At 63.2% G+C, this 19,471-nt stretch carries 19 protein-coding genes and 1 pseudogene; 1 reads left to right on the forward strand and 19 read right to left on the reverse strand.

Translation table 11 applies throughout. The features are described from left to right. The 11 genes and pseudogenes from ACZM96_RS01900 to ACZM96_RS01950 form a co-directional block, all read right to left on the reverse strand. Window positions 1-1,657: FAD-binding protein (locus ACZM96_RS01900; RefSeq protein ID WP_489486964.1), on the reverse strand; the 1,657-nt coding region annotated here is incomplete at its 3' end. Further along, window positions 1,654-2,925 (reverse strand): FAD-dependent oxidoreductase, encoded by a 1,272-nt coding sequence (locus ACZM96_RS01905; protein WP_489486994.1) that lies wholly within the window; start codon window positions 2,923-2,925, stop codon window positions 1,654-1,656. The genes ACZM96_RS01900 and ACZM96_RS01905, both read right to left, overlap by 4 nt. Before the next feature lie 39 nt (window positions 2,926-2,964). Continuing rightward, a pseudogene (locus tag ACZM96_RS01910) lies at window positions 2,965-3,384 on the reverse strand (4Fe-4S binding protein); the annotation flags it as partial. 327 nt (window positions 3,385-3,711) lie between these two features. Next, entirely contained in the window at window positions 3,712-4,386 is a 675-nt protein-coding gene (locus ACZM96_RS01915) for a Crp/Fnr family transcriptional regulator (protein WP_489486965.1), read from the reverse strand. A 204-nt stretch (window positions 4,387-4,590) separates the two neighbouring features. After that, window positions 4,591-5,439: a 16S rRNA (cytidine(1402)-2'-O)-methyltransferase gene (gene rsmI, locus ACZM96_RS01920; protein WP_489486967.1), complete on the reverse strand. Its 849-nt coding sequence runs from the start codon at window positions 5,437-5,439 to the stop codon at window positions 4,591-4,593. After that, a complete protein-coding gene (locus tag ACZM96_RS01925; protein WP_489486996.1) occupies window positions 5,366-5,824 on the reverse strand; it encodes a YraN family protein in 459 nt (152 codons plus the stop codon). The genes rsmI and ACZM96_RS01925 overlap by 74 nt, the downstream gene beginning before the upstream one ends. Then, window positions 5,821-6,522: a ribonuclease HII gene (rnhB, locus tag ACZM96_RS01930; protein WP_489486968.1), complete on the reverse strand. Its 702-nt coding sequence runs from the start codon at window positions 6,520-6,522 to the stop codon at window positions 5,821-5,823. Before rnhB ends, ACZM96_RS01925 begins: the two co-directional genes overlap by 4 nt. A 247-nt stretch (window positions 6,523-6,769) precedes the next feature. Then, window positions 6,770-7,117, reverse strand: coding sequence for a 50S ribosomal protein L19 (rplS, locus tag ACZM96_RS01935; protein WP_294484157.1), 348 nt, complete (start codon window positions 7,115-7,117; stop codon window positions 6,770-6,772). 29 nt (window positions 7,118-7,146) lie between these two features. Beyond that, on the reverse strand, window positions 7,147-8,463 hold the full coding sequence (trmD, locus tag ACZM96_RS01940) for a tRNA (guanosine(37)-N1)-methyltransferase TrmD (protein ID WP_294484153.1): 1,317 nt from the start codon (window positions 8,461-8,463) through the stop codon (window positions 7,147-7,149). Between the two features lie 6 nt (window positions 8,464-8,469). Beyond that, on the reverse strand, window positions 8,470-9,075 hold the full coding sequence (gene rimM, locus ACZM96_RS01945) for a ribosome maturation factor RimM (protein WP_489486969.1): 606 nt from the start codon (window positions 9,073-9,075) through the stop codon (window positions 8,470-8,472). Further along, complete coding sequence (locus tag ACZM96_RS01950; RefSeq protein ID WP_294484148.1) at window positions 9,075-9,311, reverse strand: KH domain-containing protein; 237 nt, start codon at window positions 9,309-9,311, stop codon at window positions 9,075-9,077. The genes rimM and ACZM96_RS01950 overlap by 1 nt, the downstream gene beginning before the upstream one ends. A 253-nt stretch (window positions 9,312-9,564) precedes the next feature. On the opposite strand from ACZM96_RS01950, the gene ACZM96_RS01955 reads away from it, so the two are divergent. Continuing rightward, on the forward strand, window positions 9,565-10,158 hold the full coding sequence (locus ACZM96_RS01955) for a nitroreductase family protein (RefSeq protein ID WP_489486970.1): 594 nt from the start codon (window positions 9,565-9,567) through the stop codon (window positions 10,156-10,158). 100 nt (window positions 10,159-10,258) lie between these two features. On the opposite strand, the gene atzF is transcribed toward ACZM96_RS01955, so the two are convergent. From atzF to ACZM96_RS01995, 8 genes are all read right to left on the reverse strand, one after another. Further along, window positions 10,259-12,091 (reverse strand): allophanate hydrolase, encoded by a 1,833-nt coding sequence (gene atzF, locus ACZM96_RS01960; RefSeq protein ID WP_489486971.1) that lies wholly within the window; start codon window positions 12,089-12,091, stop codon window positions 10,259-10,261. Window positions 12,092-12,117: 26 nt separating this feature from the next. After that, on the reverse strand, window positions 12,118-12,915 hold the full coding sequence (locus tag ACZM96_RS01965; RefSeq protein WP_489486972.1) for an ABC transporter ATP-binding protein: 798 nt from the start codon (window positions 12,913-12,915) through the stop codon (window positions 12,118-12,120). 8 nt (window positions 12,916-12,923) lie between these two features. Further along, window positions 12,924-13,778 carry an ABC transporter ATP-binding protein gene (locus ACZM96_RS01970; RefSeq protein WP_489486974.1) on the reverse strand — a complete coding sequence of 285 codons (855 nt, stop codon included), beginning with the start codon at window positions 13,776-13,778 and terminating at the stop codon, window positions 12,924-12,926. Then, on the reverse strand, window positions 13,778-14,623 hold the full coding sequence (locus tag ACZM96_RS01975) for an ABC transporter permease (protein ID WP_294484140.1): 846 nt from the start codon (window positions 14,621-14,623) through the stop codon (window positions 13,778-13,780). Before ACZM96_RS01975 ends, ACZM96_RS01970 begins: the two co-directional genes overlap by 1 nt. Next, window positions 14,620-15,633, reverse strand: coding sequence for an ABC transporter permease (locus tag ACZM96_RS01980; protein WP_489486976.1), 1,014 nt, complete (start codon window positions 15,631-15,633; stop codon window positions 14,620-14,622). The genes ACZM96_RS01975 and ACZM96_RS01980 overlap by 4 nt, the downstream gene beginning before the upstream one ends. Window positions 15,634-15,754: 121 nt before the next feature. Beyond that, window positions 15,755-17,362, reverse strand: coding sequence for an ABC transporter substrate-binding protein (locus ACZM96_RS01985; protein WP_294484137.1), 1,608 nt, complete (start codon window positions 17,360-17,362; stop codon window positions 15,755-15,757). A 59-nt stretch (window positions 17,363-17,421) separates the two neighbouring features. After that, the gene (locus ACZM96_RS01990) at window positions 17,422-17,748 is read right to left on the reverse strand and encodes a P-II family nitrogen regulator (RefSeq protein WP_489486977.1); all 327 of its coding nucleotides are present in this window, start codon (window positions 17,746-17,748) and stop codon (window positions 17,422-17,424) included. Between the two features lie 32 nt (window positions 17,749-17,780). Beyond that, window positions 17,781-19,163 carry an ammonium transporter gene (locus ACZM96_RS01995; protein WP_489486978.1) on the reverse strand — a complete coding sequence of 461 codons (1,383 nt, stop codon included), beginning with the start codon at window positions 19,161-19,163 and terminating at the stop codon, window positions 17,781-17,783. Window positions 19,164-19,471 lie beyond the last annotated feature (308 nt).

Consider the following 19,471-nt stretch of genomic DNA (forward strand, 5'->3'; position numbering starts at 1 on the left):
GCTTGACCGGGTAGCGGTCCAGCGGCACGGCGTCGAAGCTCGCTTCCATGCCGTGTTCGCCCTTGCGCACGTTGATCCAGGCCGGACCACGGGTGTCGTCCCTGTGGGGGAAGTCGGCGCGGTAGTGGCCCGCGCGCGATTCCTTGCGCAGCAGGGAGGCGCGCAGGAAGGCTTCGGTAATCAGGGTCATGCCGCGCGCTTCGGTAAGCTTGACCAGATAGTGCGGATCCGAGGCTCCGGCCTGAGGCACGACTTCGTCGCGGAAGGCTTCCAAGCGGGAGAGCGAACGGGCAAGACCGTCCTGCGTCTTGAGGATGCACACGTCGATGGGCGACATGAGCCGCTGCATCTTGCGCACGATGTCCTTGGGCGACACGCCTTCTCTGCCGAGGGGCGCGGTGTCTTCGCGCAGGGCTTCGAGAGCGAGGGATTCGTCGAAGGAGGTTTCGCTCTGAGAGGCGGCGCTAAGACCGGCGTTTTCACCGGCAATCCAGCCCGTGGTGGCGGTGAGGCAGCTGTCCCAGCCGCCCATGTACACGCCCGGGGTCACGCTGCGCGCTCTGCCGGCCACGTAGAGGCCGGGCACGCCGGTAAAGCCCTGCTTGTCGGCCTTCACGCCGCCGAAGCAGGTGAGCACCTGCGACATCCATTCCGTGGTCTGATGGAAGAAGTCGATGCCGAGCGCCTTGAGCTTGGTGTCGTTGAGCTTCATCCAGCCGCCGGTGGGCGTCATGTCGCGGATGCCCTTTTCGCTGAGGGTGCTGGTATCGAAGTAGATGGGGCCGCGGCCCGCCAGCACTTCAAAGGCCATGCCGCGCACGTTGTAGTGGGGGTCGGCCTTGGCGCCCAGCTTGGGAGAGTAGCGGCGCATGAAGTCTTCGCCCTTGCCGTTCAGGAAGCGCGCGCCGTGCGGCAGCAGACCGGTCTGGCCTTCCCAGGCGAAGAGCTTGGGCACGTTCCAGTTTTCGATGAATTCCATGTTGCGCAGGGTGGCGCCGGCCTCGTAGGCCAGAAGGCTGCCTTCGCCCGCGCAGGTGTTGAGCAGATACGAGCCCTTCCAGCCGCCGGAATGCGCGGCCAGAATGACGGCCTTCGCGTGAATGAGAATGGACGCGCCGCTCTGGCCGTGGAAGCCGGCGGCACCGACTACGCGGTCGCCGTTCTTGATGAGGCGGGTGATTTCCACGCGGCCCATGCGCTTGACGTTCAGCTCCTGAAGGCGCTTGTTCAGCACTTCGGTGGTGTGGCTGCCGCCCTTGCCGTAGGGGTGGTAGAAATAGTAGCGCATCTTGTCCAGACCGCGCTGGGGAATGGACTGGAGCACGCCGTCTTCGCGATAGAAGCGGTGGCCCATTTTTTCCAGATCCATGAAGCGGTCGTAGGAGAGCTCCAGAATTTCCTTGAGCACGTCCTGTTCGCACAGTCCGTCGTAGTAGTAGGTAAGTTCGTCCACGAGGTCCGAAGCTTCAAATTCGGGCTGCTTGACGATCATGTCGCCGCCGGACATGCTGCCGAGTCCGCCCCAGTCGCGGGGGCCCTTGTCCACCATGAGCACGTTCTCCACGTGTTCGCGGGCCTTGATGGCCGCCCAGGTTCCCGAGAAGCCGCCGCCTATGACCAGAACGTCGGTCTGAAGTGTGCAGTCGTACTTGTTCATATCCGGCCTCCTTCACCGTCGTACAGCGTGTAGGGAAGACGTTCCTTGAAGGGGTGGACGTCGATGGCGTCGGCGGGGCAGTGCAGTTCGCAGCTGAAGCAGGTCATGCAGTCGTCGCCGTAACGGATGGAAGCCTTGCTGCCGCAGGTGAGGCAGCGCATGGCCTCGGCCTGGGCGTCGAGCTGATCGAAGCCGGCAACGGCTTCGTCGAACAGGCCTCCGTTCATGTTCGCCCTGCGTTCGTTGCGGGGCAGATGGGGCAGTTTGTCTATGGGCATGTGTTCCACCACGGGGCGGGAGGCGGGCGTTTCGTCTTCCACCAGCAGGCCGTTCAGGGCGCGGCTCATGGCGTGGGCCGCGTCGCGGCCGCCCACAATGGCCTGAATGACCGAGGCGGGGCCGGTGACGGCGTCGCCCGCGGCGAACACGGCCTCGCGGCTGGTGCGCATGGAAGAGCCGGAAACGAGAATGCGCGGGCCGCGCATGTCCACGCCGGAGGCGATGTCGGCAAAGTCGCCGGTCTGGCCGATGGCGAAGATGACCTGATCGGCCTCGATGCGCACGGTCTGCGTTTCGTCGAGCACGGGAGAGAACTTGCCTTCGGCGTTGAACAGCGACGTGCACACATGAAATTCCACGGCGCAGGCCTTGCCGCTCTCGCCCTCGATGCGGGCCGGGCCGAGGGTGGGATGCAGCGTCACGCCGCGTTCGAGGGCGTCCTTGATGTTGTGCTCAAAGGCGGGCATATGTTCGCGGTCTTCGAGGCAGCACATGTGAACTTCTTCGGCACCGAGCATTTTGGCGCTGATGGCCGCGTCGATGGCCACGTTGCCGCCGCCGACCACGCACACGCGGCGTCCGGCGGCAGGCGCGTTGCCCGTGCGCAGATCGCGCAGAAATTCCACGCCCGTGAACACGCCTTCGAGCTCCATGCCTTCAAGCGGAAGCTTCTTGCCGGCGCTGAGGCCCGGAGCGAGGAGCACGGCGCGGTAGCCGAGATCGTGCAGATCGGCCAGATTGAGATTGCGGCCTTCGCCGATGCGCGTATTGCAGCAGAATTCCACGCCTAGGGCTTCCAGTTTGCGGATGTGGGCGTCGATGACGCTGTCGGGCAGGCGGTAGGCCGGAATGCCGTAGCGCAGCATGCCGCCGGGCTTGGGCAGCGCCTCGAACACGGTGACGGGCCAGCCCTCAAGAGCCAGATACCAGGCGGCGGCAAGTCCGGCCGGGCCGGAGCCCACCACGGCCGCGCGGGAGAGGTGACGCACGGCGGGTCTGGAGGGGAGCTCCTGAAGGTCGAGATCGCCGAGGAACTGTTCCAGCGCGTTGATGTTCACGCTTTCATCCATGGAAGCGCGGGTGCACTTGCTTTCGCAGGGATGGAAGCACACGCGGCCGGTGAGCGCCGGGAAGGGCGTACCCTTTTTGAGCACTTCCAGCGCCTCTTCAAGGCGGTTCTGCTGAAGCAGATGATTGTAGGCGCGTATGTCCGTGCCTGCGGGGCAGGCCGCCATGCAGGGAGAGAGTTCCGTCTGCCGGGTGTCCAGCCGGAACACGTCGAGACTGCACGACTTGAAGCACTGACCGCAGCCGGTGCATTTTTCGGAGTCGATGTGTCGTATCAAGGAAAAATCCTCCTGTCTGAAAGCGCGAACCGGCCTTTGCAGGCGCGCGCAACACAGTTCTTCGGGCTTCGGCGTCGGAAGACGGGGAGCTCTCGGGAACAAACGCCGCCCTGCCGTTTCGGCAGGGAGCGGTGCGGTCGACGCTGCAGACGTCGCGCCGCGTGGAGGGAAAAGCTTTTCCTGACTGATTTGTTAAATGTTATTTTTCACATGACGCAGAAAAAAAATGGCGCATCTGCGCCATGAGCATGAGTTTTTTTGAGAAAAATGAAATTTTTTAAGGCTGCGGGATGGAAAAAGCGCTTTTTCGGCAGTGCTGAAACTCGATTTTTTAACATATCATACTTATTTTATTTGTTGTTTTTATCATTCTTCCGCTTGTGCGAAAATTTTCCGTGCCCGGGGCACGGCGGAGCTCCTGACTGGCGGCTACTGTTCGGCCAGATCCCGCAGAGCGTTCATGTCCGTGACGACGAGCGCGTTTCGGGTGAAGCGGCTGATGATGCCGCGCTCCTTGAGCGTGTGGATGCAGCGAACCAGCGTGGCCCGATGAATGCCGAGCCTGTCGGCGAGTTCCTGCTGCGTGACGCCGGGGCGGAAACTTTCCGACGCGCGGCTTTCGGCGGCGCGCAGCATCCAGCGGGCAATCTGGATGAGCGCGGCGTCCGGCCCTGTGTAGGAGAGCGTTTCGTGCATTTGAAGATTCTTTCTTGCCAGCGACTGCATGATTTCTATGATGAGCTCCGGGCACTTGCACACGAAGTCCGGGGAGAGCAGCAGTCTGCCGGGAAAGCGCCAGAGCACGGTTTCCTCCTTGCAGAGGTACTGCGAATCCGGATTGTCGAAGCCGGTCAGCGCCGTGGACACGTTGAAAAGATTGCCCGCCTCAAGGCCGATGATGGAACGTTCGCGTCCGTTCTGGGAGGCGTAGGAGATGAGAAGGCGTCCTTTTTCGATGTAGTAGAAGTCGAAGAGGGCATCGCCTTCGAGAATGAGCGGATAGCCGGCCGGGCAGATCTGACGCACGGCAAGGTGCAGCATGTCCGTCCAGGCCCGGGCGGGAATGCGGGTGCGAAGACTGGATGCGGAAGCATGGCTGGACATGGTTTTCCCCCGGATTCGGCCGCGCCCGTTTTTCCTCGTGTCGGCTGCGCGGTCGCGGCAGCGTTTTTCTGCGCTGCGCTCTGCCGCGGGTGCGGTGAATGCGCAACGCAAAAGTGGAAACATTGCGGCATGATGCCGCCATGTATCTTCAAGAGTGCCACATCGGCGCAGATCCCGCAAGGCGCGTTCAACGTTCGGGGCGGATCAGTTTTTCATGCCGGAAATGAGCGCGTAGATTTCGCCGGTGGTCCAGCCCCGGGCGCGGGACTGCACGCGGCGGGCCACGGCGCGGGGCGCGCCGCCGAGCGGAAGTTCTTCGCGGATGAGTGAGAGAATCTCTTCCCTGCTGCTGCGTGCGTTGCCTTCGGGCGGGCCGACCACCACGGTGACTTCGCCGAGAATGCCCGAAAGATCGGGCAGATTTTCTAGGCGGAAGCGCAGATACTCTTCGTGCGTCTTGGTGAGTTCGCGGGCCACGCACACTTCGCGCGGGCCGAGCAGGGCCAGGGCGTTTTTCAGGGTTTCTTCAAGCCTGTCCTTGCGCTCGAAGAAAACCAGCGTGGCCGGAATGGCGGCGTAGGGCGAGAGCGTATTTTCCTGATCGGAGCGCTTGCGCGGCAGAAAGCCGAAAAAGACGAAGGGCTGCGGCGGAATGCCGGAACCGGCCAGCGCCGTGACCGGAGCACACGGCCCGGGAATGACGGAAACCGGCAGTCCGGCTTCGCGGCAGGCGCGGATGACCACGTAGCCGGGATCGGCCATGACGGGCATGCCCGCGTCGGAAATGAGCGCAATGTTTTTCCCTTCGCGCAAAAGTTCCAGCACGGAGGCCGCCTTTTCCTTTTCGTTGTGATCGTGATAGCTGATGAAGCGGCGCACGTTGACGCCCCAGCGGGCGCAGGCGAGGCCTTCGCGCTTGGTGTCTTCGGCGAGCACGAGGTCCGCCGCTTCGAGGCAGGCCCGGGCCCGGGGAGAAAGATCACCAGGGTTGCCAAGAGGCGTTCCCACCACCCACAGCGTGCCGGGTTCCGATATCTGCGAATTCGATGACATTTCGTATCAGCTCCGTTTGGTAGGTTCCCGACCGGGCCGCCACGCACACGAGGTCGAAGCGGCAGGGCCTGTTCCATGCGTCGTGTTCGGCAAGCCACGCCTGCGCGGCGCGCAGCAGCCGTTTCTTTTTGACGGCGGTGAGCGCTTCGTAGGGGCGCTGCATGCCGTATGCATCGCGCGTTTTCACTTCCACGAACACGAGCGTGTCGCCTTCCTGCGCCACAATGTCGAGCTCCAGATGTCCGCTGCGCCAGTTGCGGGCCAGAATGCGCCAGCCCATGCCGCAAAGCATTGCTGCGGCGCGCTCTTCGCCGGCCGCGCCTGTGCCCGCCTTGCTATGAGGCGCGCGGGCGCGTTCACCCTGCACCCTGCGGAAGGGATTCAGCACAGCCAGCCCTGTTCCTGCACCTTCGGCGGCAGCACGCCCCGAAAATCGAGGCGATGCAGGGGGCAGGGGCCGTATTTCTTCAGGGCTTCCTTGTGTTCTTTGGTGCCGTAGCCCTTGTGTCTTGCAAAGCCGTATTCCGGCCAGCGCGCGTCGAATCTGGTCATGAGCTCGTCGCGGAAGGTCTTCGCCAGCACGGACGCCGCGGAAATGGAAGGCACCTTGGCGTCGCCGTCCACCACGGCTTCCTGTTCGGGCAGAGGAATGCCGAACTGACGGAAGTAGAGCGGCGGAATGATCTGCGTGCCGTCGATGAGCAGGCGCGCGGGCACGTTCTCTCCTTTGGCGTGCATGCGCACGCGCATGGCGGCCACGGCGCGGGTCATGGCCATGAGCGAGGCCTGAAGAATGTTGATGCGCGAAATTTCGTTCATCCAGGCGAGCCCGATGCCCCAGCCCACGGCAAGACTGCGGATTTCTCCGGCGAGGCGGTCGCGTTCTTCGGCCTTGAGCACTTTGGAATCGTCCAGACCCATGAGGTCGAAGCCGTCGGCGAAAATGACGGCGCCGGCCACCACGGGCCCGGCAAGACAGCCTCTTCCGGCTTCGTCGGTCCCGGCGGTGAGCAGTTGCTGGGCATCCGGGGCGCTGAAGAGCATGCCCTGTTCAATGACGGCTTTTTTGCGGGGTCTGGCCATGATTCACCTGAAAAAGAAAATGGACCGCAGAACACGATCTTCCGCGGCGGTGTGCCGAAGATACGAACTTTTTCGGCAAAAAAAAAGCGGGAATGCGCCGAAAATCGAACGGCGTTCAGGAGGGAGCGCCGTATTTTTTCATCGGGCGGGAAACGCCGGTCGCCCGATAGACAAAATCCCCCGCCGGAGAACCGGAAGGGGATTTGTCTGCTCGAAAGAAGGGCCCGGGCAGCGCCGGACCGGAATCTTAGTAGCGGTTGCGGGGCTTGATGCGGGCAGCCTTGCCGCGCAGTTCGCGCAGGTAGTACAGACGGGAACGACGCACGCGGCCTTCGGTCACCACTTCGATGTGGTCGATGAAGGGGGAGTGCATGGGAAGAATGCGTTCCACGCCCACGCCGTCGGAAATCTTGCGGACGGTGAAGGTGGCGCCGGTGGTGCCGCGCTGAACACGGATGACGTTGCCCTGGAACATCTGGATACGTTCCTTTTCACCTTCGACGATGCGCAGGTACACCTTGACGGCGTCGCCGGGCTTGAAGGACGGAATGTCCATACGCATGTGTTCGCGTTCAATCTGCTTGATGATATCCATAGGGGGACTCTCCTTGAGGAAAATGGTGTTTATCCCCGATCGCCGAGCAGCCTGTCCAGAAGGATGGCGGCGGCGGCACGCACGGGGAGATGATTGTACTCGTCCATCCAGCGCAGCGGCGGCAGGATGGCGTCGCATTGCTCCAACACCTCAGGCGCAATGCCATGCCCGGTTCCCAGAAGCAGGAGCACGGGCCTGTCCGCAAGCCTGCGCCGCACGTCGTCGAACGTGGTCGCGGGCCGGCGTTCCCGGTGTTTTTTATCTAGGACAGGCTGGGCACTGGTGCCGACCACAAAGGGCGGCAGGCCGCGATCGGTTGTCAACGTCGCAATCGCGCTTTCCAGAGATTCCTCGGGCCTGACCAGTCGAAGGGCTTCGGCTCTGTCGGGATTGAACGACAGCCCCGGCCCTTCCGTCCAATGAGAGAGCAGTGTTGCCAAGAGTCTGCGCTGATCCTCCAGCGGCGTGACCACGAAGAATCCACTGATCCCATAGGTGCGGGAAATTCGTGCTATATCGTGAATGTCGAGGTTTGTCAAAGAGGTTGTGCCCGTTTTCCGATCTTTTAATCGCACGGGGTGATGCAGCAGGGCCACATGCAGGTTTTTTCCCGGACGGAAACGGGGCGCGGCGCGCAGAACCTCCCTGTCGTGATGGGTGAGCACGGCGTGATCGAGCAGATCCGGACGGTGTTTTGCCGTGGCGAGCACCGACTGTTCGCGCCGCCACGCGGCGATGAGCGCGTGATTGCCGCCTTCAAGCACTTCGGGCACGCGAAGGCCCTCGAATTCGTCCGGCCGCGTGTACTGAGGATATTCCAGAAGGCCGTTGCTGAAGCTCTCTTCGTCGCCGGACTCGTCCTTGCCCATGAATCCGGGCTGGAGTCTGGCCGTGGCCTCGATGACGGCGAGCGCCGCGGCTTCGCCGCCGTTGAGCACGGCTTCGCCCACGCACACGGGCTCCACGGGGAGAAGATCGAAGAGGCGGGCGTCGAAGCCTTCGTAGCGGCCGCACACGAGGGTGATTTCCTCTTCTTTGGCGAGCTCGCGGGCAAAGTCCTGGGTGAAGGGGCGTCCGGCCGGAGTGAGGGCGATGAGTCTTCCCTTTCTGCCGTTGCAGGGGGCCAGTTCGCGCAGCGTGCGCACCAGCGGATCGAGCATGAGCACCATGCCCGGGCCGCCGCCGTAGGGGCGGTCGTCCACGGAGTGATGCCGGTCCGTGGACTTGTCGCGCGGGTTGGCAAAGGAAAATTCCACAATGCCCGCCTCGCGCGCCTTTTCCATGAGACCGCTGGAAAGGGGCGAGTCGAACCACTCGGGAAAAAGAGTGACGAGATTGTAGCGCATGACGGATTATGCCTTGCGGGCGGAACCTTCTTCCGCGTCCTGTTCGTCCTGCCCGTCGTCGGGAGCGAGCGAGGCTGCGCCGTCGCGGTACAGGTCGAGCAGGCCTTCCGGCGGGGCAATGGTGGCCGTGCCCGCGGAAAGATCGATGTCGCGCACGAATTCGGGCACGGCGGGGAAGAGTATTTCGTAGCCGCCGCTCTCTTCCGGCGCGCGGATGACCCACATTTCCTGACCGGCGGGGAAATCCACGTCTTCAAGTTCGCCCACAGTCGTGCCGTCTTCAAGGCGCACGGAAAGACCGATGAGGTCGCGCAGATAGGGCTCGTCTTCTTCGGGTTCCGGCAGGAAGGAGGCGTCGATGAGCAGTTCCTGACCGCGCAGCTGTTCGGCGGCGGAGCGGTCGTTGCAGCCCTCGATGCCGAGAATGAGCTGATCCTTCCACAGATGCCAGTCGCGCACGCGGATGGGGCGCGGGGCGAAGCGTCCGGCGCGCAGCATGAGGGGCTTGTCCAGAAGGTCCGCGGAATCGGCGTAGTAGTCCACGCGGATGTCGCCCTTGACGCCGTGGGGCTTGGCGAGTCGCCCCAGAACTACGAGAGAAGAAGCAGGCATTATTCGAGAATTTCCAAAACGACGCGCTTTTTGGTTTTGGCGGAAACCGCGCCCAGAAGGGTGCGGATGGCGCGGGCCGTGCGGCCCTGCTTGCCGATGATCTTGCCGAGGTCGTCTCTGGCCACGGAAAGTTCCAGCGTGGAGGCCTGTTCGCCTTCGGTTTCGCGCACGGTCACCTGATCGGGGTTGTCCACCAGCGACTTGGCGATGAATTCCACAAGTTCTTTATGCTGCATGTATGCTCTCCGCGCGTTTTCCCGGAGCATGAGGAGAAAACGCGAAATTTTTTTCAGAGTATCATTCCCTTCCGTCGCCCGTCAATGAAGGGAAGGGGCGTCGCGCAGGCCGAAGCGGCGCGCGGAAGAGCCGGGCGGAAAACGGCGGGACGGGCGCAGGCGTTTCTGCTAGACTTTCGACAGGTTTTGAAACAGTCCCGTGCGCGGCCGGGTTCTCGCGGCCGGGCGAAAGACGGCGACAAAGGAGTGAGCGATGAACATGAAGAAACTTGTGCTCGGCGCGTTGTGCTGCGCGGTTCTGGCCGCGCCTGCACCTGCGCTTGCGCAGATGGTGGAACTGCCCGCGCCGCAGAAGCAGGGCGGTCTTTCCCTGCTGGAATCGCTGGCAAAGAGGCATGTGGAGCGGAAGTTCGACAGTCGTCCGCTGCCGATGCAGGAAGTGTCGAACATTCTCTGGGCGGCCTGCGGCGTGAACCGTGAGGACGGCAGACTGACCGTGCCCACGGCCATGAACCGTCAGCTCATTGCCGTGTACGCCGTGCTGCCCGACGGCGTGTACCGCTACGATGCCGCGAAGAACGCGCTGGAGCAGGTGCTTGCGGGCGACTACCTGAAGCTCTACAGCAACGGCGCGCCGCTGGTGCTGCTGCATGCGGCCAAGGAGAGCGACCGCTACTCGCCGTTTCACGTCGGCTCCATGTACGAGAACGTGGCGCTCTACTGCGCCTCGGCGGGGCTCGCCAACGTGATGAAGGCGCAGGAGACGAACCGGCTTGACGGCAGTCTGCCGCTGCCGGAGGGCTGGAAGGTGTACATGATTCAGCCTGTGGGTTATCCGGCCGACTGACGGCAAAAAAAGTCCCCTGTCGTCCGACGCGGCCTGATGAAGGAGGGGAAGGGCGGCGACGCGTCGAACGGCAGGGGAAAGGTCTTGAGGGGGAAGGCCGCTATTTCGAGGCGGCGTTGCCCTCCTGTTCCATGAAGGTGCGGAACGAACCGAAAGCACTGATGTCCCTGGCGGTTTCGGAGAGGTCGGCTCCGCAGATGAAGCCTCTTACCCACGAGCCGTCGGCAAGTTCCACGGAACCGAGGCCGAGCGGCGCGGGAATGCGTTCCAGAAACGCGCCCACGGCGCTGCGGGGCATGGACCAGACTTCCACCTGAACGGGAACGCCGCCGTCCTCCACGCGCACGATGGCCGGACGCAGGGGCGCGCCGCCGGGCAGAAGCTTCATGCGGTAATGAGGAGCCGTGGCAGTGGCGCACTCGAACACGGCGCCCGTGGCTTCAAGTTCATGGCACAGGGCCATGCCGCTCATGTGCGCTCCGCCCACGGCCAGCAGCAGCGAGCCCTTGTCGGCGGCGGGCTTCACTTCCGTCGCGCCGAGCCCGATGCCTTCCTTCAGAGCTGCGGCGTGGAAGCGCGAAGCGAGATCGAGCAGACGGGCTTCCGAAAAGGCCGGACCCATGAGCGTGACGCCGAAGGGCATGGCCACGTCCGTTCCGGGCATGTGCGGCACCGAGGAGGGCACGGCCACGGCGCACATGTCGAGAATGTTCACGAAGTTGGTGTAGGTGCCCATGTTCACGTTGGTGCGCACGGGATCGCGGCGCACGGCGTCGATGGTGTAGGTGGTGGGGGCGGTGGGCAGCAGAAGCACGTCCACGCGCTTGAAGTCCTGCGCCACGATCTGCCGAAGCTCGCGCGTGCGGTAGATGGTGCGGAAGGTGTCCACGGCCGTCCAGTGCGACGCGCCGCAAATGATCTTGTGCACGGTGGCGTCGCAGCATTCGGGATTCTTGGACACGAAGTCGCCCACCACGGCCATGCGTTCCGCAAGGTACGGACCGAAATACAGCATGTCGGCGGCTTCGCGGTAGGGCGCGTAGTCGAGGGCAACAGCTGTGCCGCCCAGCGATTCCAGGCGGGCGATGGCTTCGCGGAAGGCCTGCGCCCAGACGTCGTTTCCGCAGAATTCAGGATTTTCGGGCACGCCGAAGGTGAAGGTCCGGCCGAGGGGCGCGGGAGAAGCGACGGCTTCCCGGCTCCAGATGTCCTTTTCGTCGGGCCCCTGCGCCACGGCGAACACCTCGGCGGCATCCTCGCAGGTGAGGGCGAAGATGGACACGCAGTCCAGCGAGGGGCAGGCCGGAACCACGCCGCACGTGGAAAGCAGGCCGTGGCTGGGCTTGAGGCCCACAAGGTTGTTCAGCGCCGCGGGCACGCGTCCGGAACCGGCGGTGTCCGTGCCGAGGCTGAAGCTCACGTAGCCCTTGGCCGCCACGTGCGCCGAACCGGAGCTTGAACCGCCGCTGATGTACGCGGGATCAAAGCTGTTGGGGCAGGCCCCGTAGGGGGAACGCACGCCCACGAGACCGGTGGCAAACTGGTCCATGTTGGTCTTGCCCATGAGCACGGCTCCGGCGTCGAGCAGGCGCTGCACCACAAAGGCCGTGGACTCGGCGGTGTAGGCGTAGGCCGGGCAGGCGGCGGTGGTTTCCTTGCCCGCGACGTCCAGGTTGTCCTTCACGGCAAAGGGAATGCCGAGAAGCGGATACCGGCTCCGGCGCTCTTCTTCTGAGAGCGTCGCGCAGGCGGCCTTCAGTTCGCGCACGCGCTCGCACACTTCGCTTTCGTCGATGAGGGTGATCCATACACCGTTTGCGCTGTCGCGGCGGATGCGTCGGGCCAGGTCGCAGAGGCCCTGTTCAGGGTCGCCGCCCTGGGCGTACCAGGCGCGGACGGCGGAAAGAGTGGGACTGGAAGGAAAGGGGGTCATGATGTCTCCGTATGTTTTTCGACCGGTCAGGCCGTTTTGTTCAGAACAGGCATGGAAGAGAGAAGCGAACGGGTGTACTCGTGCGTGGGATGCGCGAATACTTCCGCCGTGGTTCCCTGTTCCACCACGCGGCCCTGCTGCATGACGATGAGGCGGTCGCACAGCAGGCGCAGCACGTTGAGGTCGTGGGACACGAAAATGAGACTGAGGTCCAGCTGACGCTTGAGGTCGTCGAGCAGGCAGAGAATCTGCCCCTGCACGGACACGTCGAGCGCGGTGGTGGGTTCGTCCAGCAGCAGTATGCTCGGCCGGGGGCCGAGAGCGCGGGCGATGCCCACGCGGGCCTTCTGGCCGCCGGAAAGCTGATGCGGCAGCCTGTCGAGCAGCTCTTCCGGCAGATGGACAAGCTGCGCCAGATGGCGCACGTGCTTGGCAAGAACGTCCCTGTCGCGGATGCCGAGAAGAACGCGCAAGGGGTCGGCAATGCAGCGGGCGGCGGTCCAGCAGGGATTCAGGCTGCTTGTGGGATCCTGAAACACCATCTGAATCTGCGAGCGCAGGGGATGATGCGCAAAGAAGCGCGGCGGCAGCAGACTGATGTCGTCCCGGAACAGGCGGATGGAGCCTTCATCGCCGCCGCCCGGGCCGGGACTGACGTCGATGAGGCGCGCGAGCATGCGGATGAGCGTGGACTTGCCGGAACCCGATTCCCCGGCAATGCCGAGACAGGTGCTGCGTTTCAGTTCAAAGGACACGTCCTGCACGGCGTACACGCCGGGCGTGAAGGACTTGTAGAGATGACTGACTTGAAGAAGCGGAATCATGACGCACCTCAGGAATCGGCTTCGACCGGGCCCAGACGACGGATGTCGTCGAGGCTGGTCATGAGGCTCGGCGTGGAGGCGAAGAGCCGTTTCGTGTAGGGATGGGAGGGATGGCTCAGCAGATCGCCGGGCAGTCCCGTTTCCAGCAGTTCGCCGTGCCGTATGACGCCTATGCGGTCGCTGTACTGCACGGCCAGGCCGAGATCGTGGGTGATGAACAGTATGGACATGCCGGTTTCGTCCATCATGTCGCGCAGGAGCTTGAGAATGGTGTCCTGCGTGAGGGCGTCGAGGCCGGTGGTGGGCTCGTCGGCAAAAAGCAGGCGCGGACGCCGTGCCAGAGACATGGCGATGAGCACGCGCTGACACATGCCGCCGGAAAGCTCGAAGGGATAGGCGTCGAGGCAGCGTTCCGGGTCGCGGATGCGCACCTTTTCGAGAAGTTCCCGGGCGGCGTCGCGGGCTTCCTTGGCGGAGGCGGGGCGTTCGGGCAGCGTTTCCAGCACGTCGCGAAGCTGCAGGCCTATGGTCCGCACGGGGTTCAGGGACACGATGGGGTACTGGAAGATCATGGCCATGTCGCCGGGGCGACGCCAGCGGCGGCGCGGCGTCCTGTTGTCGAGCAAAAGCTGACCGTCGTAGCGTATGCAGCCCTGTTCCACGTAGCCGTTGGCGTCGAGCAGGCCCATGGCGGTCATTACGGTCACGGATTTGCCGGAGCCCGATTCCCCCACGAGGGAGAAGAACTCGTGGGGGCGGACTTCCAGGGTCACGTCGCGCACGGCGGTGAGCGTGCTTCCTTCCGAGGTGAAGCCTACGCTGAGGTGCTGCACTTCAAGCAGCGGAGAAGATGAGGTGGTCATTACGCACGCCTCCTCGGATCGAAGATGTCTCGGAGAGCGTCGCCGAGAAAGTTGAAGCAGAGCACGGTGAGCATGAGGGCGATGCCGGGAAAGAGGGCTATCCACCATTCGCCGGACACGATGTACTGCGCGCCTTCGGCCACCATGATGCCCCATTCGGCGTCCGGCGGACGGACGCCGAGGCCGATGAAGGACAGACCGGCGGCGTTCAGGATGGCCCAGCCGAGGTTCAGCGAGGCCTGCACCATGATGGTGGGAATGATGTTGGGCAGCAGGTGGCGGAAAATGATGCGCGGGCCGCTGTTGCCGCTGATGAGGGCGGCTTCCACGAACTGGCTGTTGCGGCGCACGCTCACTTCGGCTCTGGCCACGCGGATGTAGAAGGGCAGGTTGATGATGGCCGTGGCATAGACGATGTTGGCCACGGAGTTGCCCAGCGAGGCCACGATGGCCATGGCCAGCACGAAGAGCGGGAAGGCCATGATGGTGTCCACGAGACGGCTCACGAGGCTGTCGAAGAGCCTGCCGTAGTATCCGGCGAAGGCGCCGATGAGCGTGCCTGCCACAAGGGAGAGCCCGACGGCGCTCAGGGCTATGGACATGTCGAGACGGCAGGCCGTGAGAATGCGGCTGAACACGTCGCGTCCCACCTGATCGGTGCCGCAAAGATGCGCCAGGGAGGGCGGAAGCATGATGGCGTCGTCCACGCACTGGAAGGCGTCGTAGGGGGCGAGAGAAGGCCCGGCCACCGTGAGCGCCGCGAGCACTATGAGTCCGCCCACGGCCAGGCAGGAGAACACGTTGCTTCTCAGGCAGAAGAAGACATGACGGGTGAAGGAGCTCATATGTTCATCCTTATGCGGGGATCGTTCAGCACCTGGAGCAGGTCGGTGATCAGGTTCACGAACACGTAGAGAATGCCCATGGTCAGCACGAAGCCCTGCACGGCGGCGTAGTCGGAGGTGAGCAGAGCCTCAAGGGCGAAGGAGCCGATGCCGGGCCAGGAAAAGACCTTTTCCACCAGCACGTTGGCGCCGAGCGTGAAGGAGAACACCATGCCGAGCGTGGTGAACAGCGGATTGGCCGCATTGCGCAGCGCGTACACGAAGATGATTTTCCAGCGGGGCAGATTGGAGGCCCGGGCCGTGCGGATGAAGTCCGCGGAGAGCACCTGGAGCATGGCGGCGCGGGTCATGCGGGCGAGCGGCGCGAGGGCGAAGATGCCGAGGGTGAGCGCCGGAAGGGTGATCTGCATCACGGCCGCGCGGAAGGTTTCAAAGTCTCCGGCGAGGAGGGTGTCGATGAGGAAGAAGCCCGTCACGGCGTCGGGTTCGATGGCCGTGAGCGGCAGTCGTCCCATGGGGGCCGGAGCCCATCCCAGCAGGTAGTAGAAGATGAACACGAGCAGAAGCCCGGTGAAGAAGGTGGGCAGCGAAACGCCGAGCGTGCTGATGATGCGGCAGATGTGGTCGATGATGGAGCCGGGGCGCGTGGCGGAAAGAATGCCCATGGGCAGGGCCACGGCCACGGCGAAGAACAGACCGGCGAAGGTGAGCTCCAGCGAGGCGGGCAGACGGGTGAATATTTCTTCCGTCACGGGCAGGCCGGTGGCCCAGGACGTGCCCCAGTCTCCGCGGCACATGTCGGAAACGTACAGAACGAACTGTTCGATGAGGGGCTTGTCGAGACCGAGATTCTGCCGGATCTGCTCGATGGCGTCGAGGCTGGCCGAAGGCCCGGCCAGATACGTGGCCGGATCGCCGGGAAGCGCGCGGGCCAGCAGAAATGTGATGATGAGCACGCCCGCAAGGTTGGGTATGGCCGCGAGAATACGGCGCAGGATGAAGCGAAGCATAGAGGATCCTGTTTTTCCGGAGCCTGCGGGGATCCGGTAACAAGGCAGGGCCCGAAGGCCCTGACCCTTGATGAGAAAAGGGTGCCGGGCTCCCGTGGGGGAGACCCGGCGGGGGGGGAGCTTATTCCTTGGTAATGGTTCGGAAGTCGAGCTGACGGTGGAACCAGTACTGGTAGTTGTGAACGTAGGGCTGCATGGCCACGTCGAGGTTGGGCTGGAACAGGGGCAGGCGGGGTGCGTCGTCGAAGGCCTTCTTCAGGCACTTCTTGATGGCTTCGTCATAGGAGGCCTTGTCGGGAGCGAAGCGGGCCGCTTCGATGTAGCCGTCCATTTCCTTGTTCTGATAGGACATGGTGTTGAACACGCCGTTCTGGCTGTGGTAGTTCCAGTAGAAGAAGTAGTCGGCGTAGTTCAGCCAGCCGCCCATGTCGTCCACGAGCAGGGGCATGTCCTTGCGGGTCATGGCCGTGCGCCAGTTGGCTCCGGGCACCTTTTCCATGGTGGTTTCCACGCCTATGTCCTTGAGGGCCTTCTGCAGCAGCAGCGCGGCGGGTTCGCCCAGCGAGGCTTTGCCGAGGCTGTAGGAAAGGGTGGTCTTGAAGCCGTTGGGGTAGCCGGCTTCGGCGAGCAGCTTCTTGGCCTTCTCCACGTCGGTATGATAGGGGAAGGGCTGAGGCCATTCGGCCGTGGCCGGGGTGTCGCTCGCGGCGCCGTAGAGCGGGGCGGCGCGGCCGTAGGTGGAAGCCTTGTAGATGGCTTCATAGGGAACGGCGTAGCTTATGGCCTTGCGCACCAGCGGATTGTCGAACGGAGGAATGGTCACGTTCATGTCCACGAACCACATGCAGTTTTCCACCGGAATGCCTTCGACCTTCAGCTTGCCCTCGTCGTGCAGTTCGGCGAAGTCCTTGGGAGGCAGGTCGAGGGAGAGGTCCACGTCGCCCTTTTCAAGCATGGCACGACGGGTGGAGGCGGAAGGAACCACGCGTTCGATGACGGTCTTCATGGCGGGCAGGGGGCCGCACTTCCAGTCGTCGAAGCGTTCGTACACGGTCTGCACGCCGGGCTTGAAGCTCTTCACCTTGTAGGCGCCGCTGCCGGCGTCGTGCAGCTTGAGCCATTCCATGGCCCAGGGATCCTTGTCGGTGGCGTGCTTCTTGGCCAGCGTGGAGTTGTAGATGGCGGGCACGGGCGTGCCGATGTTGGGCAGCGCGAGCTTGTCGGCCTTGTCGAGGGTCACGCGGAAGGTGTACTTGTCCACCACCGTGAACTGCTCGGGCTTCGTCATGGAGCCGGCGCTCATCTGGAAGGTGGGGAAGCCGCCCACGGACACCGCTCTGTCGAAGGACCACTTCACGTCGTCGGCGGTGACGGGCGTGCCGTCGTGGAACACGGCGTCCTTCCGCAGATGGAAGGTGATCACGCGGCCGTCGGGGGAGATGTCCCAGCTTTCGGCGAGGGCGGGTTCGATCTTGGTGTAGTCGTACATCAGCGTGCCGGAAGGATGCTTCTTGATGCCGTAGGTCACCAGGCGGTCATAGACGTTCCAGGAAAGGCCGTAGGCGGAGCGGTTGGTACCGGTGCCCTGAATGTCGAAGGAGTTGCCGCCGCTTTCGCGTATGAACAGCAGCGTGTCCTTGGGAATGCCCGCGGCGGGAGCCTGCACGGGCGCGGTTGTGGCGCACAGTCCCAGCAGAAGGAGACCGGCGATGGCGGGAAGAATCTTCATGGAAACCTCAAAGGAAAAATGGTGAGGGCGCACGGAGCGCCCTTTGTTTCAGATCGGGCTTACAGACTGTCGCCGGTGCGGATGCGCTGGCTGGCCACGACGTCCACGACGTAGATGATGCCGTCGCCTTCATGACCGGTGGACGCGCCTTCGGAAATGGCGGTCATGGCGGTCTGCACGTCTTCGTCGTGCAGGCAGAGTTCTATGCGGACCTTCTTGAGCAGGGTCACTTCGGTGGCTACGCCGCGGTACATTTCCACGTAGCCCTTCTGGCGGCCCGAGCCGAGAATGTTGGTGACGGACATGCTGTAGAGTCCCTTGGCGTACAGTTCCTGCTTGACGGGTCCGAGACATTCCGGACGGATATAGGCAACTACAAGCTTCATTTTTCAGCTCCTGTTATGTTTGATCGGTCGGCTTATTCGTTGGAGAAGATCTGGAAGCCGCTGTACACGTCGGCGCCGTGTTCGGTGATGTCGAGGCCCTTGAGTTCCACTTCGCGGCTCACGCGCAGACCGACGACCTTGTCGGCGATCTTGAAGGCGCACATGCCGGTGATGAAGGCCCACGCGCCCACGCTGACCGCGCCGAGCAGCTGGATGAGGAGCAGATGGACACCGCCGCCGTAGAGCAGGCCGACGTTGGAGCCGTAGCCGGGAGCGGCGAACAGGCCGACGAGAACCGTACCGAGGAAGCCGCACACGCCGTGGACGGAAACCGCGCCGACGGGGTCGTCGATGTGGAGCTTCTGATCGACGAACAGGATGGAGAACACAACCACGATGCCGCAGATGATGCCGATGAAGATGGAGCCGACGGGGGAGACTTCATAGCAGCCGGCGGTCACGCCCACGAGGCCCGCGAGCACGCCGTTCATGGCCATGGAGGGGTCGGGCTTGCCGGTGATGATCCAGATGGTGACCATGGCGGCGGCAAAGCCGGTGCAGGCGGAAAGGCAGGTGTTCACGGCAATGTAGCCCACGGTGCCGTCGGGGGTGGTGGTGGAGCCGCAGTTGAAGCCGAACCACGCGAACCACAGGATGAACACGCCGAGCGCAACCAGAGGAATGTTGTGGCCGGGAATGGCGAGGGACTTGCCGTCGGGGGTGTACTTGCCGATGCGCGGGCCCACGCAGATGGCGCCGGCGAGGCCTATCCAGCCGCCCACGGAATGCACGACCGTGGAACCGGCGAAGTCGATGAAGCCGAGATTTTCAAGCCAGCCCTTGGTATCGGCGAAGAGGCTGTTCCAGGCCCAGCCGCCGCTGATGGGATAGATGAAGGCGGAAACCAGAATGGAAACCAGAATGTAGGCCTTGAAGTCGGTGCGTTCGGCGATGCAGCCGGACACGATGGTGGCCGAAGTGGCCGCGAACATGGCCTGGAAGAAGAAGAAGGTCCAGGCCCAGCCGCCCTCGGGGGTGGTGGGATCAATGAAGTTCATGCCGAAGGACGGGGAACCGATGAACCCGTTGGACGCGCCGAACATGAGCCCGAAGCCGAGCAGGAAGAACAGGGGCGTGCCCACGCTGAAGTCCACAAAGTTCTTCATGAGAATGTTGCCGGCGTTCTTGGCGCGGGTGAGGCCGCATTCCACGAGGGCGAAGCCCGGCTGCATGAACATGACGAGCATGGCGCCGAGCATGGTCCAGATGATGTTGCCGTCCTGCTGACTCAGAAAGGAAGGGGCGTCTTCGGCCAGAGCCGTATCGGGAGCAAGCAGAGCGCCGAGCGCCAGAGCCGCTGCGGAGAGTCGCAGCACGCGGGTGGTTCGAGGGGAGAAATCTGTACTGTAAATCATGGAAAACCTCCTGGGAGTACCTGGATGGCTTCCTTTGTGCAGAAATCGTGCCAGAATTTTTTAATGCTGATATTTCAAATGGATATCAAAATTGCGGTAAGGCGGCAGCACTTTTCAGGAATTTTTTTGTATCGAAGGAAATTTTCCTCCGGCCTTCGGCGCGGCGGGATATGTGAAAAAAAGATAAAGAATATTGGCTGGTTGAAAATTTTGCCCGGAATGATACCAAATTGTTTTGATGAAAGACTGGTCCGACGGAGGCTTCCGGCGGAACACGGGAAGGGGAACATGTATCGCCGGAGGAAGAC

The sequence above is a fragment of the Mailhella sp. genome (assembly GCF_057866825.1).